The organism is Bradyrhizobium centrolobii (genome assembly GCF_001641635.1).
Taxonomy (GTDB): Bacteria; Pseudomonadota; Alphaproteobacteria; order Rhizobiales; family Xanthobacteraceae; genus Bradyrhizobium; species Bradyrhizobium centrolobii.
Genome location: NZ_LUUB01000036.1, coordinates 107539 through 132855, shown reverse-complemented (window position 1 = coordinate 132855; position 25317 = coordinate 107539). Strand labels below are relative to the sequence as shown.

14 protein-coding genes and 1 pseudogene are annotated in these 25317 nt (G+C 64.3%); 4 read left to right on the top strand and 11 right to left on the bottom strand.

Going from position 1 to position 25317, the window contains the following annotated elements; all coding sequences use genetic code 11:
* Position 1: 1 nt before the first annotated feature.
* Genes treZ through AYJ54_RS08455 form a run of 5 tightly spaced genes read right to left on the bottom strand, consistent with a single transcriptional unit; the run spans position 2 to position 11226 of the window.
* Positions 2 to 1756, bottom strand: a complete 1755-nt coding sequence (gene treZ / locus AYJ54_RS08475) for a malto-oligosyltrehalose trehalohydrolase (RefSeq protein ID WP_063698236.1) — start codon at positions 1754 to 1756, stop codon at positions 2 to 4.
* The gene (gene glgX, locus AYJ54_RS08470; protein ID WP_063698234.1) at positions 1753 to 3831 is read right to left on the bottom strand and encodes a glycogen debranching protein GlgX; all 2079 of its coding nucleotides are present in this window, start codon (positions 3829 to 3831) and stop codon (positions 1753 to 1755) included. The genes treZ and glgX overlap by 4 nt, the downstream gene beginning before the upstream one ends.
* Positions 3832 to 3834: 3 nt before the next feature.
* Positions 3835 to 5982, bottom strand: a complete 2148-nt coding sequence (gene glgB / locus AYJ54_RS08465) for a 1,4-alpha-glucan branching protein GlgB (protein WP_063698232.1) — start codon at positions 5980 to 5982, stop codon at positions 3835 to 3837.
* Entirely contained in the window at positions 5975 to 9268 is a 3294-nt protein-coding gene (gene treS / locus AYJ54_RS08460) for a maltose alpha-D-glucosyltransferase (RefSeq protein ID WP_063698230.1), read from the bottom strand. The genes glgB and treS overlap by 8 nt, the downstream gene beginning before the upstream one ends.
* Before the next feature lie 11 nt (positions 9269 to 9279).
* A complete protein-coding gene (locus tag AYJ54_RS08455) occupies positions 9280 to 11226 on the bottom strand; it encodes a maltotransferase domain-containing protein (protein ID WP_063698228.1) in 1947 nt (648 codons plus the stop codon).
* 205 nt (positions 11227 to 11431) lie between these two features.
* Here AYJ54_RS08455 and malQ point away from each other — a divergent pair, with 205 nt between their 5' ends.
* Together malQ and AYJ54_RS08445 are read left to right on the top strand one after the other, a co-directional pair.
* Entirely contained in the window at positions 11432 to 13393 is a 1962-nt protein-coding gene (malQ, locus tag AYJ54_RS08450; protein WP_063698227.1) for a 4-alpha-glucanotransferase, read from the top strand.
* Positions 13394 to 13423: 30 nt separating this feature from the next.
* Positions 13424 to 15226: a glycoside hydrolase family 15 protein gene (locus AYJ54_RS08445; protein WP_063698225.1), complete on the top strand. Its 1803-nt coding sequence runs from the start codon at positions 13424 to 13426 to the stop codon at positions 15224 to 15226.
* A gap of 5 nt (positions 15227 to 15231) precedes the next feature.
* Here AYJ54_RS08445 and AYJ54_RS08440 read toward each other — a convergent pair whose 3' ends face one another.
* From AYJ54_RS08440 to AYJ54_RS08420, 6 genes and pseudogenes are all read right to left on the bottom strand, one after another.
* Positions 15232 to 16044 (bottom strand): Cof-type HAD-IIB family hydrolase, encoded by an 813-nt coding sequence (locus AYJ54_RS08440; RefSeq protein WP_063698223.1) that lies wholly within the window; start codon positions 16042 to 16044, stop codon positions 15232 to 15234.
* Positions 16041 to 16583 carry a gluconokinase gene (locus AYJ54_RS08435; RefSeq protein WP_063698221.1) on the bottom strand — a complete coding sequence of 181 codons (543 nt, stop codon included), beginning with the start codon at positions 16581 to 16583 and terminating at the stop codon, positions 16041 to 16043. The genes AYJ54_RS08440 and AYJ54_RS08435 overlap by 4 nt, the downstream gene beginning before the upstream one ends.
* Positions 16570 to 16710, bottom strand: a pseudogene (locus AYJ54_RS52115) (6-phosphogluconolactonase); the annotation flags it as partial. The pseudogene AYJ54_RS52115 and the gene AYJ54_RS08435, both read right to left, overlap by 14 nt.
* 8 nt (positions 16711 to 16718) lie before the next feature.
* On the bottom strand, positions 16719 to 18230 hold the full coding sequence (zwf, locus tag AYJ54_RS08430; protein ID WP_063698219.1) for a glucose-6-phosphate dehydrogenase: 1512 nt from the start codon (positions 18228 to 18230) through the stop codon (positions 16719 to 16721).
* Between the two features lie 28 nt (positions 18231 to 18258).
* Positions 18259 to 19257, bottom strand: coding sequence for a phosphogluconate dehydrogenase (NAD(+)-dependent, decarboxylating) (gene gnd / locus AYJ54_RS08425; RefSeq protein ID WP_063698217.1), 999 nt, complete (start codon positions 19255 to 19257; stop codon positions 18259 to 18261).
* Positions 19258 to 19270: 13 nt separating this feature from the next.
* Positions 19271 to 22120 carry a bifunctional transaldolase/phosoglucose isomerase gene (locus AYJ54_RS08420; RefSeq protein ID WP_063698216.1) on the bottom strand — a complete coding sequence of 950 codons (2850 nt, stop codon included), beginning with the start codon at positions 22118 to 22120 and terminating at the stop codon, positions 19271 to 19273.
* A 308-nt stretch (positions 22121 to 22428) separates the two neighbouring features.
* Here AYJ54_RS08420 and AYJ54_RS08415 point away from each other — a divergent pair, with 308 nt between their 5' ends.
* A complete protein-coding gene (locus AYJ54_RS08415) occupies positions 22429 to 23064 on the top strand; it encodes an STM3941 family protein (RefSeq protein WP_063698214.1) in 636 nt (211 codons plus the stop codon).
* 301 nt (positions 23065 to 23365) lie between these two features.
* Positions 23366 to 25309 carry a PrkA family serine protein kinase gene (locus AYJ54_RS08410; protein WP_063698213.1) on the top strand — a complete coding sequence of 648 codons (1944 nt, stop codon included), beginning with the start codon at positions 23366 to 23368 and terminating at the stop codon, positions 25307 to 25309.
* Positions 25310 to 25317: the final 8 nt, after the last annotated feature.

Here is a 25317-nt window from a genome sequence, read left to right as displayed (position 1 = left end):
GCTAACCTCCGAGGCGCCAGTGCACTGACCAAGGCGGAAGCTGGTCGCCGGCCGCGCCGCCCCAGATCGGCGTGCCTGCGTTGTCGCTGGAATGCGTGATCTCATGGTCCGACAGATTGGCGGTCAGGCGCAGCATCGCGCCGTCCCCCAAGCGCCAATGTGCGGTCAAGAGACCATTGTCGGTGGTCTCGGCATTGCCGAAGGCCGCGCCCTTCAATCGCGGCGCGATCTCCTTGCGGCGAAGCGCGAGCAGCTCTCGCACCAGCGCCAGACGCGCCTCCTGCTCGGGCGAGCGGGACGTCCAGTCGAGCACGGCCAATTGCGGCGTCGTCGGGTCGAGCGGGTCAGGGACCTCGTCGCCATATTTCTCATAGGCCCAGGCATATTCCTGCCGGCGTCCCTTGCGCACGGCATCTGCAAGCCCGCCGTGGAAATCACAGAAGAAAGGGAAGGGCGTTGTCGAGCCCCATTCCTCGCCCATGAACAGCATTGGTATCATCGGAGCGAGAAGCGTGACCGCGAGTGCGGCCTCGATCTTCTGCGGCGATGCCAGGCTATCGAGCCGGTCGCCGAGCGGGCGGTTGCCGATCTGGTCGTGGTTCTGGAGGAAGGTGACGAAGGTCGCCGGCGGCAGCGCGCCGCTCGGCTCGCCGCGCGGCTTGTTGCCCCAGAATTCCGAGATCTCGCCCTGGTAGACGAAGCCCGAGGCCAGCGCGCGCGCAAGATCGAGCCGCGGCGTCTGATAGTCGGCGTAGTAGCCGGCGAGCTCCCAGGTCAGCATCACGTGCCAGACGTGATGGTAGTCGTCGTTCCACTGCCCGCGATATTTGCCGTTGGGCGGCTCCTGCGCGGCATCGAGCAGGCTCGCGCGGTTGTCGCCGTTTTCCAGCACGAGATGGATGTGGCGTCCGGTCGCCTTGGCGAGCTCGCCGGCGGCGACGCTGAGATCCTGCAGCATCGACGTCTCGCCGGGAGGCGCGATGATGTGGTTGGCGGCGTCCAACCTCAGGCCGTCGAAACGGTAGTCGCTGAGCCAGGACAGCGCGTTCTCGACCGCGAAGGCGCGCACCTGGGGCACGCGATAGTCGATCGCGCTGCCCCAAGGCGTGTGCGCGTCCGTGAAGAAGGTCGGCGCGTAGCGGCCGAGGTAGTTTCCCTCGGGGCCGAAGTGATTGTAGACGACGTCCAGAAACACCATGACGCCGCGCAGATGCGCCTCGTCGATCAGCGTCTTCAGGTCATCGGGACGGCCATAGGCGTCGTCGGGCGCATACCACAACACGCCGTCATAGCCCCAGCCGCGGCGGCCCGCGAAGTCCGCAAGCGGCATCAGCTCCAGCGCAGTGATGCCGGTCTTCACCAGATGATCGAGCTTGTCGATCATCGCGCGGTAAGTGCCTTGCGGTGTGAAGGTGCCGACATGGGTCTCGATCAGCACCGTCTCTTCCCAGGGACGGCCGCGCCAGTCGTTTGCGCGCCAGGCGAAAGCCGCGTGATCGATCACTTCGCTCGGGCCGGACACGTCGTCGGGCTGGAAGGCCGAGGCCGGGTCGGGCACGTCGATCTCGTCGTCGATCCTGAATTTGTAGCGGCTGCCGGCGGTCAGGCCGACAATCTCGGCGACGTACCAGCCGTCGTCGCGGCGGCGCATGGCATGACGCCGGTCGAGCAGAAGATCGACGCGTTTGGCGGCGGGCGCCCAGAGTCGGAACGACACACCGTCTTTTGTTGGCCTTGCGCCGAAGGATGGTCTCATAGCGCGCCCGCGAAGGCGAGCACGGAGCGCGGCGGCGCCTTGCTGTCGCTTCCGGGCTGGAATTCGATCGTGTTCAGCTTGGCCTCGGTGGTGTTCAGGATCTGCTGCCAGCTCTTGTGTTCGGTCATCTGGGGCAACCTGAATGCGATCTCTTCGGGCGCGGCGTTCAGGACAATAAAGATCGCAGCCCCGCCCGGTTCCAGCGGCCCCATCACATAGGAGAGGAACCGTCCTTCCGGGAAATTCCAGTCGCTCTCCTTCATCTCCTCGCCGGCCGGAGTCAGCCACAATGCGCCATAGGAGGAGGCCTCCGCGGGGCGGCCGTCGAGCCAGCGGTGGCTGCGCAATTGCGAAAACTTGCGGCGGATGTCGGCGAGATGGGCGACGAAATCGACCATGTCCTCGCCTTCCTTGCCAAGGTTGTCCCAGCCGACCCAGCCGACCTCATTGTCCTGGCAATAGGCGTTGTTGTTGCCGGACTGCGAGTTGCCGACCTCATCGCCGGCGAGGACGAGGGGGACGCCCTGTGCCAGCATCAGGCAGGCCAGCACGTTCTTGCGGAGCTGCCGGCGCAGGCCGAGGATATTGGGATCGTCGGTCGGCCCCTCGACACCACAATTGTTGCTGTGGTTGTCGTTGGAGCCGTCGCGATTGTCCTCACCATTGGCCTCGTTGTGCTTCTGGTTGTAGCTGAAGAGGTCGGCGAGCGTGAAGCCGTCATGGACGGTGATGTGATTGATGCTGGCGCGCAGCCGCCGTCCGTCATGGTTGAACAGGTCGGAGGACGCCGTCATGCGGCTGGAGATGTCGCCGATCAGGCTGCCTTCGCCGCTCCAGTAGCGGCGCATGGCGCTGCGATAGCGGTCGTTCCACTCCGACCATTGCGAGGGAAAGGCACCGACCTGGTAGCCGCCGAGCCCGAGGTCCCAGGGTTCGGCGACGAGCTTGACGCTGGCGAGCACCGGATCCTGCCGGACCGCGGTCAGGAACGAGCTGCCGCGATCAAAGCCGTTCGGACCGCGTGCCAGCGTGGTGGCGAGGTCGAAGCGGAAGCCGTCGACATGGCAGACCTCGACCCAGTAGCGCAGCGAATCCATCACCATCTGGAGCACGCGCGGATGGGAGAGATTCACCGAAGAGCCGCAGCCGGTGAAATCGTCGTAGTAGCGCGGGTTCTCGCGGTTCAGCCAATAGTAGGAAGCGTTGTCGATGCCGCGGTAGCACAGCGTCGGACCGAGGTGATTTCCTTCCGCGGTGTGGTTGTAGACGACGTCGAGCATCACCTCGATGCCGGCGTCGTGCAGGCGCGCGACGGTGGTGCGGAAAGAGTCGAGCGCATTGTCCTGGGCGTAGCGCGGCTCGGGCGCGAAGAACGACAGCGTGTTGTAGCCCCAGTAGTTGGCGAGCTTCTTCTCCACCAGTATGCGGTCGTCCACGAAGCTGTGGATCGGCAGGAGCTCGATCGTAGTGACGCCGAGCCGCTTCAAATGCTCGATCATCGCGGGCGACGACAGACCGCCATAGGTGCCGCGCAGGTTCGGCGGAACGTCATCGCGCTTCTGCGTCAGGCCCTTGACGTGAGCCTCGTAGATGATGGTGTCCTCCCAGGCGATGTGGGGCCGGATTTCGCGCCGGCCCCAATTGAAGGTCTCGTCGACCACGACCGCCTTGGGCATGCCGCGCGCATTGTCACGCCGGTCGAAGGATAGATCCTCGCGCGGGCTGCCGGTGCGGTAGGCGAAATGCGCATCGCTCCAGACCAGCCGTCCGGCGAGCCGCTTGGCATAGGGGTCGAGCAGCAGTTTGTTGGCGTTGAAGCGATGGCCGTGCTCGGGTTCGTAGGGGCCGTGCACGCGGTAGCCGTAGAGCTGGCCCGGCGAGACGTCATTGAGATAGCAGTGCCAGACGTCCTCGGTGCGCTCCGGCAATTCGATGCGCTCGAGCTCGCGGCGGCCCTGGCTGTCGAACAGGCACAGCTCGACCTTTTGCGCGTTGGCGGAGAACAGCGCGAAATTGGTGCCGCGTCCGTCCCAGCTTGCGCCGAGACGTGCGGGCGATCCGGCGGTCAAGCGCATGGGTCAGCTTTCCGGAACGAGGAAGATCGCGGCCAGGGGCGGAATGGTGAGGCGGAGCTCGGGCGCCTTGCCGTCAACGGCAACGACCTCTCCGACGTTCCCGACATTGCTGCCGCCGTAATGGGCGGAGTCCGAATTGAACACCTCTTTCCACTTGCCAGCAAAGGGCACGCGAACGCGATAGTTGCGATAGACGTTGGGTGAGAAGTTGACGATCACGAGACAGCGCGAATGCTCGTCAAATCCCTTGCGCATCCAGGCGAAGGTGTTGCGGTTGGCATCATCGGTGATCAGCCATTCGAAGCCGGCCTGGTCGCAATCCATCTGGTGCAGCGCAGGCACCGCGCGATAGAGCCGGTTGAGATCGCGGATCAGCGCCTGGATGCCGGAATGGTTCTTGTATTCGAGCAGATGCCAGTCGAGCGACTGGTCGTGATTCCATTCGCGGCTTTGCGCGATTTCCGCGCCCATGAACAACAGCTTCTTGCCGGGATGGCCGAACATGAAGCTGTAATAGGCGCGTAAGTTGGCGAAGCGCTGCCACTCGTCGCCGGGCATCCGGCCCAGGATCGAACGCTTGCCGTGCACGACCTCGTCATGCGAGAGCGGCAGGATGAAGTTCTCCGAGAAGGCGTAGTGCAGGCCGAACAGGATCTCGCCGTGATGATGCTTGCGGTAGATCGGGTCCTTGCTGATGTAGTTCAGCGTGTCGTGCATCCAGCCCATGTTCCACTTGTAGCCGAAGCCGAGCCCGCCGAATTCGACCGGCCGCGAGACCTGCGGCCATGCGGTGGATTCTTCGGCGGCGGTGGTCGCCTGCGGAAAGCGGGCAAACACTTCGGTGTTGAAGCGGCGCAGGAACGCGATCGCCTCGATGTTTTCCCTCCCGCCATACTGGTTCGGGATCCAGGCGCCCGGCGGCCGGCTGTAGTCGAGGTAGAGCATGGAAGCCACCGCATCGACGCGCAGCCCGTCGATGGCGTAGCGCTCCAGCCAGAACAGCGCGTTCGACACCAGGAAGTTCATCACCTCGGTGCGACCGTAATTGTAGATCAGCGTGCCCCAGTCGAGGTGGCGGCCCTGGAGCGGATTGGCGTGCTCGTAGAACGAGGTGCCGTCGAAATGGCCGAGTCCGTGCGGGTCGTCCGGGAAGTGGCCGGGCACCCAGTCGAGCAGCACGCCAATGCCCTCGCGATGGCAGGCATCGACAAGCGCGGCAAAATCGTCCGGTGACCCGAAGCGGCTGGTCGGCGCATAGAGGCCCGTTGGCTGATAGCCCCAGGAGCCGTCGAACGGATGCTCGTTCACGGGCAGGAATTCGACATGCGTGAAGCCCATGTCGCGGACGTAGGCCGGCAACTGCTCGGCCAGCTCGCGATAGGTCAGCCATTCATCGTCGCTCTTGCGGCGCCAAGAGCCGAGATGGACCTCGTAGATCGACATCGGCGCCGACAGCGCGTTGACGCCGTCGGGCGCCGGCCGCGGCCGCGGCAGGTTGGCCTCGTCGAACACGATGGAGGCCGTCTTCGGCCGGACCTCGGTGGCGAAGGCCATCGGGTCTGATTTCAGCGGCAACTGGTGACCGTGCGGCCCGACGATGTCGAACTTGTAGTGATCGCCGGCCTTGGCGTGCGGGATGAACAATTCCCAATAGCCGACGCCGCGCACCCGCATGGGATGGCGCCGTGCGTCCCAGAAATTGAAATCGCCGACCACGCTGACGCGCCTTGCATTCGGTGCCAGCACCACGAAGCCGATGCCGTCGACGCCGTCGAGCGTCATCGGATGCGCGCCGAGCTTGTCGTAGAGGCGCTGATGGGTGCCTTCGCCGAGCAGATAGAGGTCGAAGTCGGTGAGGATCGGCGGGAAGCGGTAGGCGTCCTCGAACTCGACGACGCTGTCGCCGAACTTGGCGCGCAATTGATAGCGCCTGGAGCCATTGGGCAGGGCGCCGACGAACAGGCCGGCCTCATGGACGCGATCGAGCGGCGCCACCTCGCCGTGCTCGCCGACCGCTTCGACATTGGAGGCCTCCGGCAGGAAGGCGCGCACCACGCTTTTCCCGCCCTCGGGATGCAGCCCGAGATAATGGAAGGGGTCGGAATGGCGGCCCTCGATGATTGCGTAGGCCTCGGCAGGCAGCTTAGGCATGTGCTTCGCTCTCGGCATTGGACAGAATGCGAAGCAGCCCGGTCAGCGGCGCATTGAGCCCCTCCGGCCGGTGGGACAGTTCGTACTCCACCTCTTCGAACGTTTGATCAAGCAGGAAAAACCTTAACAGGTTGTCCGCCGATTGCGGATCATTTGGCCACAGCCGCCGGTTCGTCATGGCTTCGCGATAGGCGGTGAGGAATATCGCCGTGGCGCGATCGCGCCATTCGCCGAGCGCGGTTGCAAGCCGGCCCTGCTCAACCGGCGGGCCTGCGAGCGCGCGATGGAAGGCTGCGGTCGCGGCAAGCTCGATCGAGCGGATCAGGCCGGCGACGTCGCGCGCGGCCGGCGCCTTGCGCCGCCGATCGGCGAAGGGCAGGCGCGGATCGCCGTCGAAATCGATGATGAAGATATCGTCCTTCACGATCAGAGTTTGCCCGAGCCGGAAGTCGCCATGATGACGGATGTTCAACCCGCCGACATCCGATGGCAATAGCGCGTCCAGTCGGTCGAACAACCCTCCCCGCGCTGCCGCGAGCTGGTCGATCAGCGGGCGGTCGGCTTCGCGGAAAGCCTCTCGGCTTTCGGTCAGGCGCTCGCAGATCAGGTCGGCGCGGGCCTTGAGATCGGTGATCCAGCGGTTGACGTGCGCCGGTTCGATCGGTTCGGGGGCGAGGTCGCCGGGCTTTGCGTCAGCTAGCGCCATATGGAGCTCGGCGAGGCGTCGGCCGGTCTGCACCAGATGGTGCAGATAGGATGCTGGCTCCTGGCTGTCGTGAGACATCTGGCTCGCCATCAGCATCCGCTGCTCGTCGATATAGCGGTCGAGATGGGAGGCGGTTACCGCCCAGCCGTCGCCCTGATTCTCGATATAGGCGTGCAGGACGCCGAGCGCACTGCGCTGGTCGCCTTCGATCAGCTCGACGCTGCCGAGCAGCGCAGGGCTGTTGGCGAAGCGGGCAACCTCGGTGAGGTAGTGGCCGATCTCGATCTCGGGATTGATGCCGCCTTCAAGCTGTCGATAGATCTTCGCGACATACTGGTTGTCGACGAGGGCGGTGCTGTTCGACTGCTCGATCGTGCGGATACGTTCGGGCTCCTTGACGGTGTAGTCGGCGAACAGGCTGGTCGGCTTGAACTCCAGCCGCAGGTTGTTCTCCTCCACCACCAGATGCTGCGACAGGTTGCGCAGGAACAGGCCGATGAAGATCTGATCGGTCGCCACGTCCAGCAGCGTGCCCTCGCGCGCGCCCTGGCGCACGGCGGCGAGCGCCCTCGGATTGAAGCGCTCGCGATCGAAGCGCACCCACTCGATCTGCATCGGCAGCACGTAGCGCGCGGGGGCGTCGTGCTGCGTTGCCTCGAAGAATGCGATCCAGGGCCGGTTGTCGCCGATGTCGCAGAACGGGACCGCCGAAGTCAGCGTGGGCCGGATCTGCTTGGGGTTGTGCTCCGGATACCACCGCGTCCGCGACAGGAAGCCCGGCAGCACGTCGCGCTCGAACATGCCGCGCTCGCGGGCGAGCGAAACCCAGGTCGAGTTGACCGGCACCACCAGCGTCTCGAATTCGGGCACCGCCCGCGGCACCACCGGCTCCGACTTGTCGCGCTCCAGGAGCTGGAACCAGTAGTAGCCGTAAGGCCCGAGCGTGATCATGTAGGGCAGTTCGCCGATCGCCGGGAAGCGGGTACGGCCGAGCATTTCCTGCGGGATGCGGTCCTTCCACGGTGACAGATCGAGCTCGGTCGCCTGCGCGGCGCGCGAGAGATTGGCGACGCAGAGGATTACCTCGTCGCGATACTGCCTGACATAGGCGAGCACCGCACGGTTGGCAGGGCGGATGAAGGTCATCGTGCCGCGGCCGAAGGCGAGCGTCGACTTGCGCACCGAGATCAGCCGCTTGGTGGCGCTGAGCAGCGAGGACAGGCTGCGCGACTGCGCCTCGACATTGACCGCCTCGTAGCCATAGACGGGGTCCATGATCAGAGGCGCATAGAGGCGGGCGGGATCGCAGCGGGAGAACCCGCCATTGCGGTCGGGGCTCCACTGCATCGGCGTGCGCACGCCGTTGCGGTCGCCGAGATAGATGTTGTCGCCCATCCCGATCTCGTCGCCGTAGTAGATGATCGGCGTGCCGGGGAAGGACAGCAGCAGCGAGTTCATCAGCTCGATCTTGCGCCGGTCGTTGTCCATCAGCGGCGCAAGGCGCCGCCGGATGCCGAGATTGATGCGCGCGCGTGGATCGTTGGCGTAGGTCGACCACAGATAGTCGCGCTCGACGTCGGTCACCATTTCGAGCGTCAGCTCGTCATGGTTGCGCAGGAACAGCGCCCATTGGCAGCTTGCGGGAATGTCCGGCGTCTGGCGCAGGATGTCGGTGATCGGAAAGCGGTCCTCCTGCGCGATCGCCATGTAGATGCGCGGCATCAGCGGGAAGTGGTAGGCCATGTGGCACTCGTCGCCACGGCCGAAATATTCCTGCACGTCCTCCGGCCATTGATTGGCCTCGGCCAGCAGGAGCTTGCCCTTGGAGTAGGTGTCCAGCTCCTGGCGCAGGCGCTTGATGATCTCGTGCGTTTCGGGGAGATTCTCGTTCGAGGTCCCCTCGCGCTCGCAGAGATAGGGAATGGCATCCAACCGGAAGCCGTCGACCCCGGCATCGAGCCAGCGCTTCATCACCTGAATGATGGCGCTGACCACGCGCGGATTGTCGAAGTTGAGATCCGGCTGGTGCGAGAAGAAGCGGTGCCAGTAGAAGGCCCCGGCCTCCGTATCCCAGGTCCAGTTGGATTTCTCCGTGTCGGTGAAGATGATCCGCGTGCCCTGGTACTTCTGGTCGGTGTCGCTCCAGACATACCAGTTGCGCGCGCTGGAGCCCGGCTGGCTGCGGCGCGCACGCTTGAACCATTTGTGCTGGTCGGAGGTGTGGTTGACCACGAGCTCGGTGATCACACGCAGGCCGCGCCGCTGCGCCTCCTGGATGAAGCGCTTGAAATCCTTCATCGTCCCGAAATCGGGATTGACCGAGCCGTAGTCGGCGATGTCGTAGCCGTCGTCGCGGCCGGGCGAGGGATAGAACGGCAGCAGCCACAGCGCGGTGACGCCGAGGTCCTGGAGATAGGGCAGCTTCTCGGTCAGCCCGGTGAAGTCGCCGATGCCGTCATTGTTGCTGTCGGCGAAGGCCTTGACGTGGAGCTGGTAGATAATGGCGTCCTTGTACCAGAGCTCATCCACGATCTCGGCAACCTCAATCTTCTTGGTGTCAACGGAGGAAAGAACGTTCATGGCGTGCGCCCCTACGCCAGGCAGCGGAACAGCAGTGCGGGATCACGGTCGGGATCGATACGCAACCTGATTCCGCCCCATTCGATGCGGGACTGTTCGCCTGTCAGGAGGTTTTCGAGGACCGTGACGTGGTGCCGCTGTCCGCCGGCGTCAACGGTGAGGTTGCCGAGCGGCAGCCAGAATTCGCGCGCATGGCGCGAGAGTGCGATCACCACCAGCACGGTGCTGGCGGGATCGGTCGCCTCCTTGACGAACGCGACCGTTTCGCCGTCCTCGATGCCGAGGAACCGCAGATTGGCCGTCTGCTGCAGGGCCGTGTTCTCGTTGCGGGCGCGATTGAGCCCGGCGATATAGGCCTTGATGTTGCCGGGCCGGTCCCAGTCGCGCTGCCGGATCTGGTATTTCTCGGAATCGAGATACTCCTCGCGGCCTGGGATGGCCTCGTGTTCCAGAAGCTCGAACCCGCTGTAGATGCCGTAATTGCCGGACAGCGTGGCCGCCAGCGCAACGCGCGACTTGAATGCCCACGGCTCGCCGCTCTGGAGATGATAGGGCAACAGGTCAGGGGTGTTGACGAACAGGTTCGGGCGATAGAAGTCTCGCTCGGGATAATCGATGAGCTCGCCGAGATATTGTTCCAGCTCCCATTTCTGAGTGCGCCAGGGAAAATAACTAAAGGATTGCGTGAGGCCGAGCTTTGCGAGCCCCTCCATCAGCTTCGGGCGCGTGAACGTCTTCGAGAACAGGATCACCTCGGGATGCCGGCGACGGATGTCGCGGATCAGCCAGTCCCAGAATGGGAACGGCGCGGTGTCGTGATTGTCGACGGCGAAAATGGTCACACCATGGTCGATCCAGAACAGCATGACGTCGCGAAATGCGCTCCATAGCGCGTTCCTGTCGACGCAGCCGAAATCGGGGATGACGATATCGGGATAGGGGCCCTCCGCCGCCCGCACCGAGCGGTCCGGCCGCCATTTGAACCATCCTGGATGCTGTGTCAGCCAGGGATGATCCGGCGAGCACTGCACGGCGAAATCAAGCGCGAGCTCGACGCCATATTCCAGGCAGGTTGCGACCAGCGCGCGGAAATCCTCGATCGCGCCGAGGTCGGGATGCAAGGCATCGTGCCCGCCCTCGGCGGCACCGATGGCATAGGGCGAGCCAGGATCGCCTTTGGTCGCGACCGGCGAATTGTTGCGGCCCTTGCGCCGCGTATGGCCGATCGGATGGATCGGCGTGAAGTAGAGCACGTCAAAGCCCATCGCGGCGATGTCCGGCACGCGCGCAATGCAGTCCCTGAGCGTCCCGTGCCGGCCTGGTTCCCGACTCTGGCTGCGCGGCATCATCTGATACCAGGCGCTGAAGCGCGCCTCGTCGCGGTCGGCGATGAGCGGAAAAAGGGGCGAGCGGGTCACGTCGGGCCGCGACTGGCTGTCGGCCATGGCCTCGCTCAACTCGGCCGCGAGCAGCGGCGCGACCTCGCCGCTCTGAAGATAATCCTCGCACTGTCTCAGAATGACCGCCGCGGCGTCCTGGCAAGCGCCGTGCGCCTTGGTCAGGAGACCGGCGCCCTCGAGCGCGTCGAGCGCGATGTCGGCGCCGGAAAGCCGCTTCCGCTCCAGCCCGTGCCGCCAGGTGGCGAATTCGTCGGTCCATGCTTCGATGGCATAGACATATTGGCCGGGCTCGGTCGGGATGAACGCGCCGGACCAGCGGTCATTGCCATGCAGGGTCATCGGTTCACGCCGCCAGTCCCGGTCCTGCTCGCGGCGCCAGACCAGCGCAGCGCCGATTACGATGTCGCCCTCGCGATAAATGTCGGCCCAGACCTCGACCCGTTCGCCCGCGATCCGCTTCACGGCAAAGCGGCCGCCATCGATCACCGGATAGACATCCTCAATGAAAAACGCGCTGCCGGCTGTGGCACTCTCGACGGTTTGAATTGTCTTGTTCACGGTGATGCCATTGACAAGAGAGCAGGGTCCCGTTTCCCTTGTCGGGAACCGACGCTTGGTACCTATATAGAAAGCCGCTTGTGTGTCATTAGTTCCCCCTCGGAACGGCAGCTGCGGTTTGCGAGTTACCCCTGGCTAACGTCTTCCGTCCCCTCATTAAAATCGATGCCCCCGGCAAAAGGGTGGCGTGCAAGCTGCGTGCCGAATGGATCTTTTAGCTCAAGCGGAAATCAAGGGCGTCCAGTCCGAATTCATCGACGCCCTGGGAAAGCTGCGGGTCACCGCGCCCGAGGCCCTGAAATCCATCCTCGACGCCCTCCCGGAGAAGCGGGTTTATCGCTTCGTGAGCGGGCCGGTCGTGGTTCGCGCCCTGGCGAATGCACGCACCGAATTGGCGGCAACCGGCGCGCCGCCACTCCGGTGGAAAATCACCGGCAACTTCAATGTGATTGCGCAAGGTGAAACGCGTGAGCCGGTGATTGCCTGGCCCGCCGGCCTTCCGCTCGGTTACCACCGGCTGACACTGACCGATGCTGAGGGCGTGACGGAAGAGGCGCCGATGATCGTGGCACCCGAGCGCGCCTTTGGCGGCGATTTCCACCGCGGCTGGTTGCTCGCGGTGCAACTCTACGGCGTCCGCTCCGATCGCAACTGGGGCATCGGCGATTTCACCGATCTTGCCGATCTCGTCCGGCTCGCCCGGCAGCTCGGCGCCGACGGCGTCGGGCTCAATCCGCTGCACGTGCTGTTCGACGACCATCCGAGGGATTGCAGTCCCTATTCGCCGAACAGCCGGCTATTCCTCAATCCGCTCTATATCGACGTCGAGGCGATCCCGGAATTCTCCGCCAACCTCGTCCCCGACGCCGCCGCGACCGCCGCGCAGCTGCGCGAAGGGGATCGCGTCCGCTATGCCGATATGGCGGCGCTGAAATGGCGCGGCCTGCGCGCCGCCTTTGACAGTTTCGTGACCAAGGCGAGCGAGACGCGGCGTCAGGAATTTGCCGCATTCCGCACCGAACGCGCGCCGTTGTTATCGCGCTTCGCCTGTTTCGAGGTACTGCGGCATCGCTTTGCCGGGCCCTGGTGGGAATGGCCGCGGGAATGGCAGCAGCCCGACGAGACGAAGCTCGCCGAGCTGCGCAGCGGTCCTGACAGGCGCGAGGTCGAGTTCGTCGAATTCGCGCAATGGACCGCCGAGACGCAGTTGCAGGCCGCCAAGCTGCTTGCATCCCAGCTCGGCATGAAGGTCGGGCTTTATCTCGACGTCGCCGTCGGCGTGCAGTCCAACGGGTTCGATGCCTGGAACGAGCAGATGGCGATTTCCCGCCATCTCGCCGTCGGTGCGCCGCCCGACGTGCTCAACACCGTGGGGCAGGATTGGGGCCTCGCGGGTTTCAATGCCGGCGGCCTGGAGGCGCAGTCCTTCGTGCCGTTCGCCGCGATGCTGGCGGCCTCGATGCGCCATGCCGGCGCGATCCGGCTCGATCACGTGCTCGGGCTGAAGCGGCTCTATCTGGTGCCGCGCGGTTTCAAGCCCGACAACGGCGCCTATGTGCAGATGCCGTTCGAGGCGCTGCTTGCAGCGGTGGCGCGCGAGAGCGCCAAGCACAAATGCATCGTGATCGGCGAGGATCTCGGCACCGTGCCGGAGGGTTTCCGCGAGACCATGCAGGATTGGGGCATCTGGTCCTATCTCGTCATGATGTTCGAGCGCGACGAGGCCGGCCGGTTCCGCAATATCGACCACTACCGGCCCAACGCGCTGGTCACGCTGAACACGCACGATCTCTGCACCTATGCCGGCTGGCGCTCCTTCAGCGACCTCAAGATGAAGCACTCGCTCGGGATCGACCCGGGCGAGAACGACGAGGCGCGCTGGCGTGCGCTCGGCATGCTCGACGAGATCCTGCGCTTCAACGGCATTAACGCCAACGATCTCTATTCTGTGCTCGCCCTCCTGTCGCGCACACCGTCGCGGCTTCTGGCGATCTCGCTGGAAGATCTGCTCGGCGTGATCGACCAGCCCAATATTCCCGGCACGATCGACGAGCATCCGAACTGGCGCCAGCGGCTGCCGGTCGCGCTCGACAGGATTGCCTCGCGCGTCGATCGGGCGGCCTTGAAGGCGGCTACGCGGGAACGTTCGTCCGCAGGCGGGAGTTGAGTTCCAGTCGCTTCGCAAGGAAGCAACGAAGTGTCAGAGAGGATCGAGGATTACGCGCTGATTGGCGACTGCGAGACTGCGGCGCTGGTGGGCCGCAACGGCTCGATCGACTGGCTGTGCTGGCCGGCCTTCGATTCCGACGCCTGCTTTGCCGCGATCCTCGGTACGCACAGGAACGGTCGCTGGCTGATCGCGCCGAATGATTCCGTCACGCGCACCTCGCGTCGTTACCTCGGCGACACGCTGATCCTCGAGACATGTTTCGATACCGAGAACGGCACCGTCGCGCTGGTCGATTTCATGCCGCCGCGCGGCAAGGCGTCCGACATCGTGCGGCTGGTGCGCGGCGTCAGCGGCTCGGTGAAGATGCGGATGGAACTCGTGATCCGCTTCGGCTTCGGCGCCGACATCCCCTGGGTACGGCGAACCGAGGACGGCGCACGGCTCGCGATCTGCGGACAGGACATGACGGTGCTGCGCACGCCGGTCGAGACGAGGGGCAAGGATCTGACGACGGTCGCCGAATTCGACGTGAAGGCCGGCGAGACCGTGCCCTTCGTGCTGACCTACGGCCCCTCGCATCTCGCGCCCCCCAAGCCGATCGACCCGAAGATCGCGCTCGCGGAGACCGAGGCGTTCTGGAAGGACTGGTGCAGCCACTGCATCCGGGATGGCCAGTATCACGATCTCATCATCCGCTCGCTGATCACGCTGAAGGCGCTGACCTTCGATCCGACCGGCGGCATCGTCGCGGCGCCGACCACCTCATTGCCGGAAAAGCTCGGCGGGATGCGGAACTGGGACTATCGCTTCTGCTGGCTGCGCGATGCCACCTTCACGCTGCTCGCGCTGATGAACTCTGGCTATACCGAGGAAGCCTCGGCCTGGCACAACTGGCTGCTGCGTGCGGCGGCCGGCGCGCCCCCGAACGTGCAGATCATGTATGGCATCTGGGGCCAAAGGCGGCTGCTCGAATGGGAGGCCGGCTGGCTCGACGGCTACGAAGGCGCGAAGCCGGTACGCGTCGGCAATGCCGCACATGCGCAGCTCCAACTCGACGTCTATGGCGAGCTGATCGACGCGTTCCACCAGTCGCGCATGGCCAAGCTGAAGCTCGACGACGAGAGCTGGGCGCTGGAATGTGCCGTGCTCAATCACCTCGCCGAGGTCTGGGACCAGCCCGATCACGGCATATGGGAGCGGCGCGGGCAGCCCAGGCACTACGTCTTCTCCAAGGTGATGACCTGGGTCGCCTTCGACCGGGGCATCAAGAGCGCCGAGACGTTCGGCTTCAAGGCGCCGCTTCTGCATTGGCGCACCTTGCGCGAAGCCATCCATCGCGATGTCTGCAACATGGGCTTCGACCCAGGCGAGAATGCTTTTGTCGAATCCTACGGCTCGAAGCTGCTCGATGCCAGCGTGCTGCTGCTGCCCGCGGTCGGCTTCCTGCCGGCGTCGGATCCGCGCATCCGCGGCACCATCGCAGCCGTCGAAAAATGCCTGATGCGGGACGGCTTCGTGCTGCGGCACGACCCGCGCGAAGTGTCGGAGGAGCAGCAGCCGATCGAAGGCGCGTTTCTCGCCTGCAGCCTCTGGCTCGCCGACGCCTGTGTGCTGTCGGGCGATCTCGACAAGGCGCAGGTGCTGTTCGACCGGGTGGTCGCGGTCGCCAACGACGTGGGGCTGTTGGCCGAAGAATACGATTCCGGAGCGCGCCGCCAGACCGGAAATTTCCCGCAGGCGCTGACCCACATCGCCCTGATCAACACCGCGCACAACCTGTCGGCGGCGCGGCAGGAAAGCGAGAAGCCGGCGGTGCAGCGGTCGCAGTGACGGTCTTAGCCGGCCCCGTTCCGCTTCAAAATCATCTCGATCGCCTCGGCAAAACCGTCCTGCTCGTTGCTGGCGGTCACGTGCATTGCCTGCTGCTTGACGTTGTCAGCGGCATTGCCCATGGCGACCGAAAGGCCGCTGACGCGGAACATCGCGAGATCGTTCTGCATGTCGCCGATGGTGGCGACCGCATCGGTCGCGATGCCGAGACGCCGCGCCATCGCCTGCACGAAGGTGCCCTTGTTGAAGCCGGGCGGCGTGATGTCGAGATAGTAGGTCTGGGAACGCACGGCGGTCGCCTCGCGGCCGAGCGCCTCCTGCATCACCTTTTCGCAGGCCTCCAGGCCCGGCGCATCGGTGCTCGCGCCGACGATCTTGCAGGCGCTCGCGAGATAGGGCGCAAAATCCGGCACGATGGTCGGATCGGCGCGGATGGTGTGCTGCTCATGCGCGACGTAGCTGCCATTGGGATTGTCGATCAGCCATTTGTCGGCGGTGAAGACCCAGATGTCCGCGCCGAACTCCCCAAGGATCTGCAGGCAGCGCTCGGCTGCCGCCTTCGGGATCAGATGCTGCTCGACCGGACTCATCTGCGGATCGATGATCGAGGAGCCGTTGAACGGGCCGACCGGCAGGGTGATCGACAATGGCTCGACCAGGAAGCGCATGCCGATCGCGGGGCGGCTCGAGGTGATGGTGAAGCCGATGCCGGCCTTGTGCAGCCGCTGCACCGCGGCCCTGGCGCGGTCGGTCAGCGTCTTGTCCTTGGTCAGCAACGTTCCGTCGACGTCGGAGACCACGAGTGAGATGGACGTCATGACATGGCCTCGTGCTTCTCGCCGTCGAATTTCAATTGCTGCAGGATGTCCTCGACGATCGCCTCGACGGACTCGTCGATCGAGACCGTGATCACGTGTTCGCTCGCCCCCGGCGGCTCCAGCGTCCTGAACTGGCTGGTGAGCAGTTCGGGCGGCATGAAGTGACCCTTGCGATGGGCGAGCCGGTCGGCGATCAGTTCCTGCGTGCCCTTCAGGAAGACGAACCGGACGTCATCGCGTCCACGTAACAGCACGTCGCGATAAGTGTGCTTCAGCGCCGAGCAGGCGATGATGACGTGTTCGCCGGCCTTGCAGACCCGCGCGATCTCGTCGGCGATGGCGTTGAGCCAGGGCCAGCGGTCCTCGTCGGTGAGCGGATGGCCGGCGCTCATCTTGGCGACGTTGCTCGGCGGATGGAAGCTGTCGCCGTCCTCAAAACGCCAGTCGAGCCGCCTGCCGAGCGCTTCCGCAACCGTACTCTTCCCCGATCCCGACACGCCTATCACGATCAATGCACAAGATGCTTCAACGCCCGCCACGAATCCCCTCCGGAAGCGCGGCCTGGTCGACCAGCCAGACGGTCTCTCCATTCGAGCGCGCGCACACGGCCGGCAGAATCTCGCCATCGAGGAGGCGCGTCAAGATCGCCTGCTTGTCGTGCCCCGCCGCACCCATCACGAATATTTCCGCCAAGTTCGCCCGTCGCGCCTCAGCAATTGGTCGGCGCAGGCCGGACCATCACTGCCGGCACGATAAGTCTCGATGCCGTTGGTGCCGGCGTTCTTCCAGGCGTCGAGGAACGGCTGCACCGCCTGCCATCCGGCCTCGACGCCATCGGCACGCTGGAACAGGATGTTGTCACCGATCATGCAGTCGTAGATCAGCGTCTCGTAGCCGGTGCTGGGATCGGCCTTGAAATAGTCGCCGTAGCGGAACTTCATCTCGACGCCGTCGATCGTCACGCTCGGTCCGGGAATCTTGGCGTTGAACTGCAATTCGATGCTCTCGGTCGGCGCAATGCCGATGGTGAGGAAGTTCTGCGACAGGCGGTCGACTGCCGTGCCAGTAAACATCGACAGCGGCGCCTGCTTGAACTTGATCGCGACCTCGGTGCGCTTGTGGGCCAGCGCCTTGCCGGTGCGCAAGTAGAAGGGCACACCGGCCCAGCGCCAATTGTCGATCAGGAGCTTGAGCGCGACATAGGTCTCGGTGGTGCTGCCGGGTTTGACGTCTTCGGTCTTGCGATAGTCTGGAATATCCTCGTTCCCGATCCGGCCGCCGAGATATTGCGCGCGAACCGATCTCCTCAACGCCTCCTCTTCGCTCGGCTCTTGGATCGCCGAGAGAACCTCGGCTTTCTCGGAGCGCACGGAATGCGCGTCGAAACGGGTCGGCGGCTCCATCGCGACCAGCGACATCAGCTGGAACAGGTGGTTCGGCACCATGTCGCGCAGCGCGCCGGTGGCGTCGTAGAAGCCGCCGCGATGGCCGACGCCGAGTTTCTCCTCCACCGTGATCTGGATGTGGTCGATATGGTTGCGATTCCAGATCGGCTCGAACATGCCGTTGGCGAAGCGCAGCACCATGATGTTCTGCACCGTCTCCTTGCCGAGATAGTGATCGATCCGGTAGATCTGGTGCTCCTCCATGATCTTCAGGAGCTCCGCGTTCAGGGCGCGCGCGGATGCGAGATCGGTGCCGAACGGCTTTTCGATCACGAGCCGCCGCCAGGCGCCGTTCTCCTTCATCAATCCGGTGCGGCCGAGCTCGCGCGCGGTCGGCGTGAACGCGGCCGGTGGCGTCGCCATATAGAACAATCGGTTGCCGCCCGTGCCGCGCGCGCATTCGAGCGCGTCGAGGTGCTCGCGCAAGCGGTCGAAGGACGGCGGATCCTTCGCGTCGGCCTCGACGAAGGTGACGCATTGCAGGAGCTGCTGGGCGACGACATCGTCCACGGGACGCGTGGCGAACTGGCGCAGGCCCTTCAGGAGGCTGTCGCGCAATTCGTCATTCGACATGCCCTTGCGGGCCACGCCGACGACGCAGAATTTTTCCGGCAGCAGGTTCCCGGCGGCGAGATTGTACAGCGACGGGATCACCAGCCGATGGGTGAGGTCGCCGGTGACGCCGAAGATGACGAAGGCGCAATTTTCCGGCTTGCGCTGCGGTTGCGGGTCTTTTGTCACGAACGATGGGCCTTCGTTTTGTTACGTCTTACTTCGGCTTTGACGCGCCCGGCTGCTTCGGCTCCTTGTGGCCGCCGAAGCCCGCCCGCATCGCGGAAAGAATTTTCTCGGCGAAGGTGTGTTCCTTGCGGGAACGGAAACGTGCGAAGAGGGCGGCGGTCAAAACTTCGGCCGGCACCGCCTCGTCGATCGCCGCATTCACGGTCCAGCGGCCCTCGCCGGAATCCTCCACGAAGCCGGAATATTCCGACAGCGCCGGGCTGTCGGCGAGCGCGGTCGAGGTCAGGTCGAGCAGCCAGGACGGGATCACGCTGCCGCGACGCCAGACTTCGGCGATGTCGGCGAGATCGAAGTCGAAGCGGTGATCCGCCGGCAGCGCCTCGATGCTGGCATTCTTGAGGATGTCGAAGCCTTCGGCATAGGCCTGCATGAGGCCATATTCGATGCCGTTGTGGATCATCTTGACGAAGTGGCCGGCGCCGACCGGACCGGCATGGATATAGCCCCGCTCGATGCGGGGGTCGCGGCCCTCGCGACCCGGCGTGCGCGGAATGTCGCCGGCGCCGGGCGCCAGTGCGGCGAAGATCGGGTCGAGCCGGTCGACGACGGCCTTGTCGCCGCCGATCATCATGCAATAGCCGCGGTCGAGCCCCCAGACGCCGCCGGAGGTGCCGACGTCGACATAGTGGATGCCGTGCGCCTTCAGCGCCTTGCCGCGGCGGACGTCGTCCTGCCAGAACGTGTTGCCGCCGTCGATGATGACGTCATCGGCCTGCATCACGTTCGCGAGCGTATCGATGGTCGCTTCGGTGATGCGGCCGGCCGGCAGCATCACCCAGGCGGTGCGCGGCCGCTCGAGTTTCGCGACGAACTCTTCCAGCGTCGTCGCGCCTTGTGCGCCTTCTCCGGCAAGGCCGGAGACGGCCTTGGCGTCCTTGTCATAGACGACGGTCGAATGGCCGTCGCGCATCAGGCGGCGAACGATGTTGCCGCCCATCCGGCCAAGGCCGATCATGCCGAGTTGCATCTCAATAGTCCTCTCAGTTCAGCGCTTGTGTGATCGCGGCGTTCAGCGCTGCGAGGCCCTTCTTCAATCCGCCCTTCAGGTGTACGCGGAGCGCACGACGGCCGCGCTCGGTGAGCACCTCGAAGTCGCCGCGCGCCTGCGCCGCCTTGATGACGCCGAAGCTGGCCTTCTGGCCTGGCACCGGCAGATCCTTGGCATCATCCGCGGTGATCTGGAGGAACACGCCGCTGTCGGGGCCGCCCTTGTAGGCCTGCCCGGTCGAGTGCAGGAAGCGCGGTCCGAACTCGGCGCAGGTGGCGATATGGCGCTTCTCGCGTACCTCGAGCCGCATCGCCTGGAGCGCGTCGATGGTGGCCTTGTCGCGCGCGATGTAGCCGAGCAGGGCGACATAGTCGCCATGGTTGGAGCGGGAAAGATGCGCCTTGAGCCAGGAGGTGAGATCGCCGTTCGCACCCGCGGCGCGCAGCGCCGCGGCGTTGGCCTCGTCGGTGTAGAGATCGGCCTCCGCGGTGCTGACCACAGGATGTTCGGCCGGCAGCGTGCCGGTCTTCTCGAAGGAAGCCGTCAATTCGCGGGTCTTGATCTTGGCCGCCTCCACGTCCGGCTGGTCGAACGGGTTGATGCCGAGGATGCTGCCGGCCACCGCCGTCGCCATCTCGAAGCGGAAGAACTCCTGGCCGAGGTGGTCGATCGACTTCATCACGATGCGCACCACCGGATGGCCCGCCTCTTCGAGCGCGGTGAGCTTCGCGTCATGGCCGGCATCGGCCTCGCCCTCGGTGCGGATGTCGATGAAGAAGCGGTCATTGCCGTACAGCGACGGATCGCCGAGCGGCTCGCCGTCGATCGGGACCAGGCCCTTGCCTTCCTTGCCGGTGGATTCCGCGATGAGCTGCTCGGCCCAGGCGCCGAAATCGGCGATCTTCTTCGACGACAGGATCGTCACCTTGTCGCGGCCTTCGAGGCCGGCGAGGCCCATCGCGAGACCAAGCTGAACGCCCGGATTTTCCTGCGGCGGAACGTCCGGTCCGCAGGAGCGCACCATCGAGAGCGCATGCTTGATCAGGGTCTTGACGTCGATGCCGGCGGTCGCCGCCGGCACGAGGCCGAAGGGCGAGAGCACGGAATAGCGTCCGCCGATCGAAGGCTCGCCGTGGAAGATGCGGGCGTAGCTGAGCTGCTTGGCCGCCTTCTCCAGCGACGAGCCGGGATCGGTCACCGCGATGAAGCGATGGCCGGTCCTGACGGACGGGCCGACGGCTTCGGCGACGCGCTCATGGAAGTAATCCTTCATCGCGTTCGGCTCGGTGGTGCCACCGGATTTGCTGGAGACGATGAAGACGGTGTTGGCGATGTCGATCCGGGCTTCCATCGCCCGCACCTGCGCCGGATCGGTGGAATCCAGCACGTGCAGCTTCGGGAAGCCGGATTTCCTTGCGAATGTTTCCGCCAGAACCTCGGGCCCGAGGCTCGATCCGCCCATGCCGAGCACCACGGCGTCGGAGAATTTCTGGCCCTTCACGCGGTTCGCATAGTCCTCATAGTCGGCGACGTCGGCCTTCGCCGCGCTGTCGAGCCAGCCGAGCCAGTTGTTCTCGTCCGCACCGGTCCAGACCGACTTGTCACGCTGCCACAGCCTGCGGATTTTGGCTGACGCCCGCCACTCCTCGGTGCTCTTGGCCACGGCCTTGCCAAGCCCGTCGCTGAGCGACAAGTGCTGGCGGTCGAGCCCAGGCCCGAGCACGGTGGCGCGCTTGTGGGCGACCGCCCCGTAGAGCTTGTCGGCGGCATCGGCGAACTGCTTCACGCCGTCCTTGACGAGCTCTTCGGTGATCGCATCGAGCGAGATGCCGGAGCGTTCCAGCTCCTCCAGCACGGCCCTCGCGTCGTCGACATTCTCCTCCAGGCTGTCGCGGAGTTTGCCGTGGTCGCGGAACGCATCCAGCGTGGCCGGCGGCATCGTGTTGATGGTGTTCGGGCCGATCAGTTCCTCGACATAGAGGACGTCGCTGTAGTCCTTGTTCTTGGTGCCGGTGGACGCCCACAGCATCCGCTGCGGCTTGGCGCCCTTCCCGGCGAGCTTTTCCCACCGCGGCCCCGAGAACAAACGCTTGTAGTCCTGGTAGGCGAGCTTGGCATTGGCGATCGCGACCTTGCCCTTCAGCGCGGCGAGCCGCTCCTTTTCGCTGGGGTCGTTGGCGCGGGCGATCTTCTCGTCGAGCTGCTTGTCGACCATCGTGTCGATCCGGCTGACGAAGAAGCTCGCGACGCTCGCGACATGCGACGGATCGCCGCCGCCCGCGACGTATTTTTCGAGACCGGCGAGATAGGCTTCCGCGACCTCCAGGTAGACCGCCTTGGAGAACAGCAGCGTGATGTTGATGCTGATGCCTTCGCCGATGAGCTGCTGGATGGCCGGCAGGCCCTCCGGCGTTGCCGGCACCTTGACCATCAAGTTTTTGCGATTGACCTCCGTCCAGAGGTGTCGCGCCTCGGCCACGGTGGCGGCGGTGTCCGTCGCGAGGTAGGGCGAGACCTCGAGGCTGACATAGCCGTCATGGCCCTTGAGACTGTCATAGACCGGGCGGAGCACGTCGGCGGCGTTCTGGATGTCCTCGACCGCCACGGTCTCGAACAATTCAGCCACCGTGCGGTCGCCGCGCTTCAGCGCCTTGCCAATCGGGGCGTCATACTCGTCCGAGCTGCCGATCGCCTTCTCGAAGATCGACGGGTTGGAGGTAACTCCCTTGAGGCCGTCGGTCTCGATCAACCGCTTCAGGTCGCCCTTGGCGATGAAGCCGCGGGCCAGAAAGTCCAGCCAGACGGCTTGTCCGTGCTTTTCCAGTTCTTTGACGGGATTCATGATGTCTATTTCTCTCCAAGCCTGCGGGCGAGGGGTTCCCGCGCCGGTCCTGACGCGCTATTCTCTAGCTAACATGCTCCCGGGAGGGAACCAATCAAGGGTGTGAGTGTCATACTCTCGGTATAACTCCGCTGAGATCATGGCGATGCGGACGGGTTGTTTTGTTGCGTGAGAGTTCTTGGCCAGGCTGTTCGGCCGAAGTCTTTTGCGGAGCGTCGACCTGTTGCTGAGCGATGCGTCGTCAGCGGTCTTTTTAGCCGCAGGGCGCGCCGCTGGGTCGGCCATGAACGGCCATGCTGGGGGAAAGCATGCACACACATCCTGACGGCCTTGCACTCGCCGTCGCTGACAATCCGCGGTTGGCCGATGCGGCCGCTATCGACGGATCGTGCGATCTCGAAATCGGTCAGTGCGCGTCCTATCTTCCGCTGCTTGTCGCGGCGGGCTTCGCGATGACCCTGCTCAGTGCGAGCCTTGCCTTCGATCTGTGGGACGGCCTCGGCGACTACGACACGACGATCGGCTATGCCGGCGTCGCACTGTTCGGTCTCGCGACATTCCGGCTGATCTGGATGCTGCCGACCGAGCGTGGGCCGGTGGTGATCGTGACCCGATATGGCATCCGCGACCTCCGCATCGGCAACGAATTTCTGCTTTGGGACTCGATTGCGGATGTTTCGGCTGAGGATGGTCGTGGACACAAGGTGGTTGTGCTGACGCTGACGCCGGCGCTGCAGCGGCAGTTCTCCTGCATCCGCACCAAGCGCGCGGCCTCGCGCGGCACGCAAGCTGACCGTCTCGTCATCGACCCCGAGGGGCTGGCGACCGATTTTGATACATTGCTGCGCGCCTGTCGCGACTGTCATGCTGCGAGCGATTCACGCACCGCATTGCGGCGGGACAGCGATTGTGGAGCGCAAGGCTTCGCCGCACGAGCGTCATAAAGCTGCCGCCGGTCGGCGGCTATGCTGCGGTGCCGGATGAACGATCCCCGGTAATGCCCGGATGTTGCGGCGAGGCGACATTTGCTGGAAATTAGCGAATACAGGTATAGATTCGCATAAATAACAGGCAGGTGCCTGTTCGTAACTCACCCGAATGCCTACGTTGTGCGTTGCGTCTAGAAGGGGCCAGGGTGTCCAATGATCGTCATGTGCTCACGCTGATTCGAAACGGGCGCTGAGGAACGGTCCGGTAACTGCTTTCGTTTCAGCTTGTGTAGCGGAACTCACGCGGAGAGGGATCATGTACAACGATTCTCTATTCAACGCTTTCGCTCGGTCGTTCGAGGCGCGAAGCCAGCACGACATGTCGATGGCGGAATATCTGGAATCGTGTCGAAGCGATCCCATGAAATACGCGAATGCGGCCGAACGACTACTAGCTGCGATCGGTGAACCCCAGACGATTGACACGGCCAAGGACCCACGCCTTGGCCGTATCTTTTTGAACCGTACGATACGCACCTATCCGGCCTTCGCAGGGTTCTACGGTATGGAGGAAACGATCGAGCGCATCGTTGGTTTCTTCCGCCACGCCGCGCAAGGTCTCGAAGAGCGCAAGCAGATCCTCTATCTGCTCGGCCCGGTCGGCGGCGGCAAATCCTCGCTCGCCGAGCGGCTGAAGTCGCTGATGGAGGTGCAGCCGATCTACGTGCTCAAGGCCGGTGATGAATTGAGCCCGGTGTTCGAAAGCCCGCTCAGCCTGTTCGATCCCGATCACCTCGGGCCGATGTTGGAGGAGAAGTACGGGATTCCACGCCGGCGTCTCACCGGGTTGATGAGCCCGTGGTGCTACAAGCGGCTCGAATCCTTCGGCGGCGACATCTCGCAATTCCGCGTCGCCAGGGTCCAGCCCTCGCGGCTGCGGCAGATCGCCGTCTCCAAGACCGAGCCGGGTGACGAGAACAACCAGGACATCTCCTCGCTGGTCGGTAAGGTCGATATCCGCAAGCTCGAGACCTTTGCGCAGAACGATCCCGACGCCTACAGCTATTCCGGCGGTCTCAACCGCGCCAACCAGGGCATCCTCGAATTCGTCGAGATGTTCAAGGCACCGATCAAGATGCTGCATCCGTTGCTCACCGCAACGCAGGAGGGCAACTATATCGGCACCGAGAACATCGGCGCGATCCCCTTCAGCGGCATCATTCTCGCGCACTCGAATGAAGCCGAGTGGCAGAGCTTCAAGTCCAACAAGAACAACGAAGCCTTCATCGATCGCATCTGTGTCATCAAGGTACCCTATGTCCTGCGGTACACCGAAGAGCAGAAGATCTACGAGAAGCTGATCCAGGGCTCGGAGCTTGCCTCGGCGCCTTGCGCGCCGTCGACGCTGGAGACGATGGCGCGGTTCTCGGTGATGTCACGTCTGCGCAAGCACGAAAATTCCACGCTGTTTGCCAAGATGCGGGTTTATGATGGCGAAAGCCTGAAGGAATCCGATCCCAAGGCGCGCAGCGTCCAGGAATATCGCGATGCCGCCGGTGTCGACGAAGGCATGGACGGCGTTTCTACCCGCTTTGCCTTCAAGATCCTGGCTGCCACCTTCAACCACGATCCGCAGGAAGTCGCTGCCGACGCCGTGCATCTGATGTACGCGCTGGAACAGGCGATCCGCCGCGAGCAGCTGCCCGAGGAGATCGAGAAGCGCTACCTCGAATTCATCAAGGCGGAACTTGCGCCGCGTTACGCCGAGTTCATCGGCAACGAGATCCAGAAGGCCTATCTCGAATCCTACTCGGATTACGGCCAGAACCTATTTGACCGCTACGTGGACTATGCCGACGCCTGGATCGAGGACCAGGACTTCAAGGATCCCGACACCGGGCAGCTCCTGGATCGCGAGCTCCTGAACCAGGAGCTGACCAAGATCGAGAAGCCGGCCGGTATCGCCAATCCGAAGGATTTCCGGAACGAGGTGGTCAAGTTCTCGTTACGAGCCAGAGCACAGAATGCCGGCAAGAATCCGACGTGGACCTCTTACGAGAAGATTCGCGATGTGATCGAAAAGCGGATATTCTCCCAGGTCGAGGACCTGCTTCCGGTCATCTCCTTCGGGTCGAAGAAGGACGGCGAGACGGAGAAGAAGCACGGCGAGTTCGTCGCACGCATGGTGGAGCGCGGCTACACCGAGCGTCAGGTTCGCCGGCTCGTCGAATGGTACATGCGGGTGAAACAGGCCGGTTGAGGCGGATG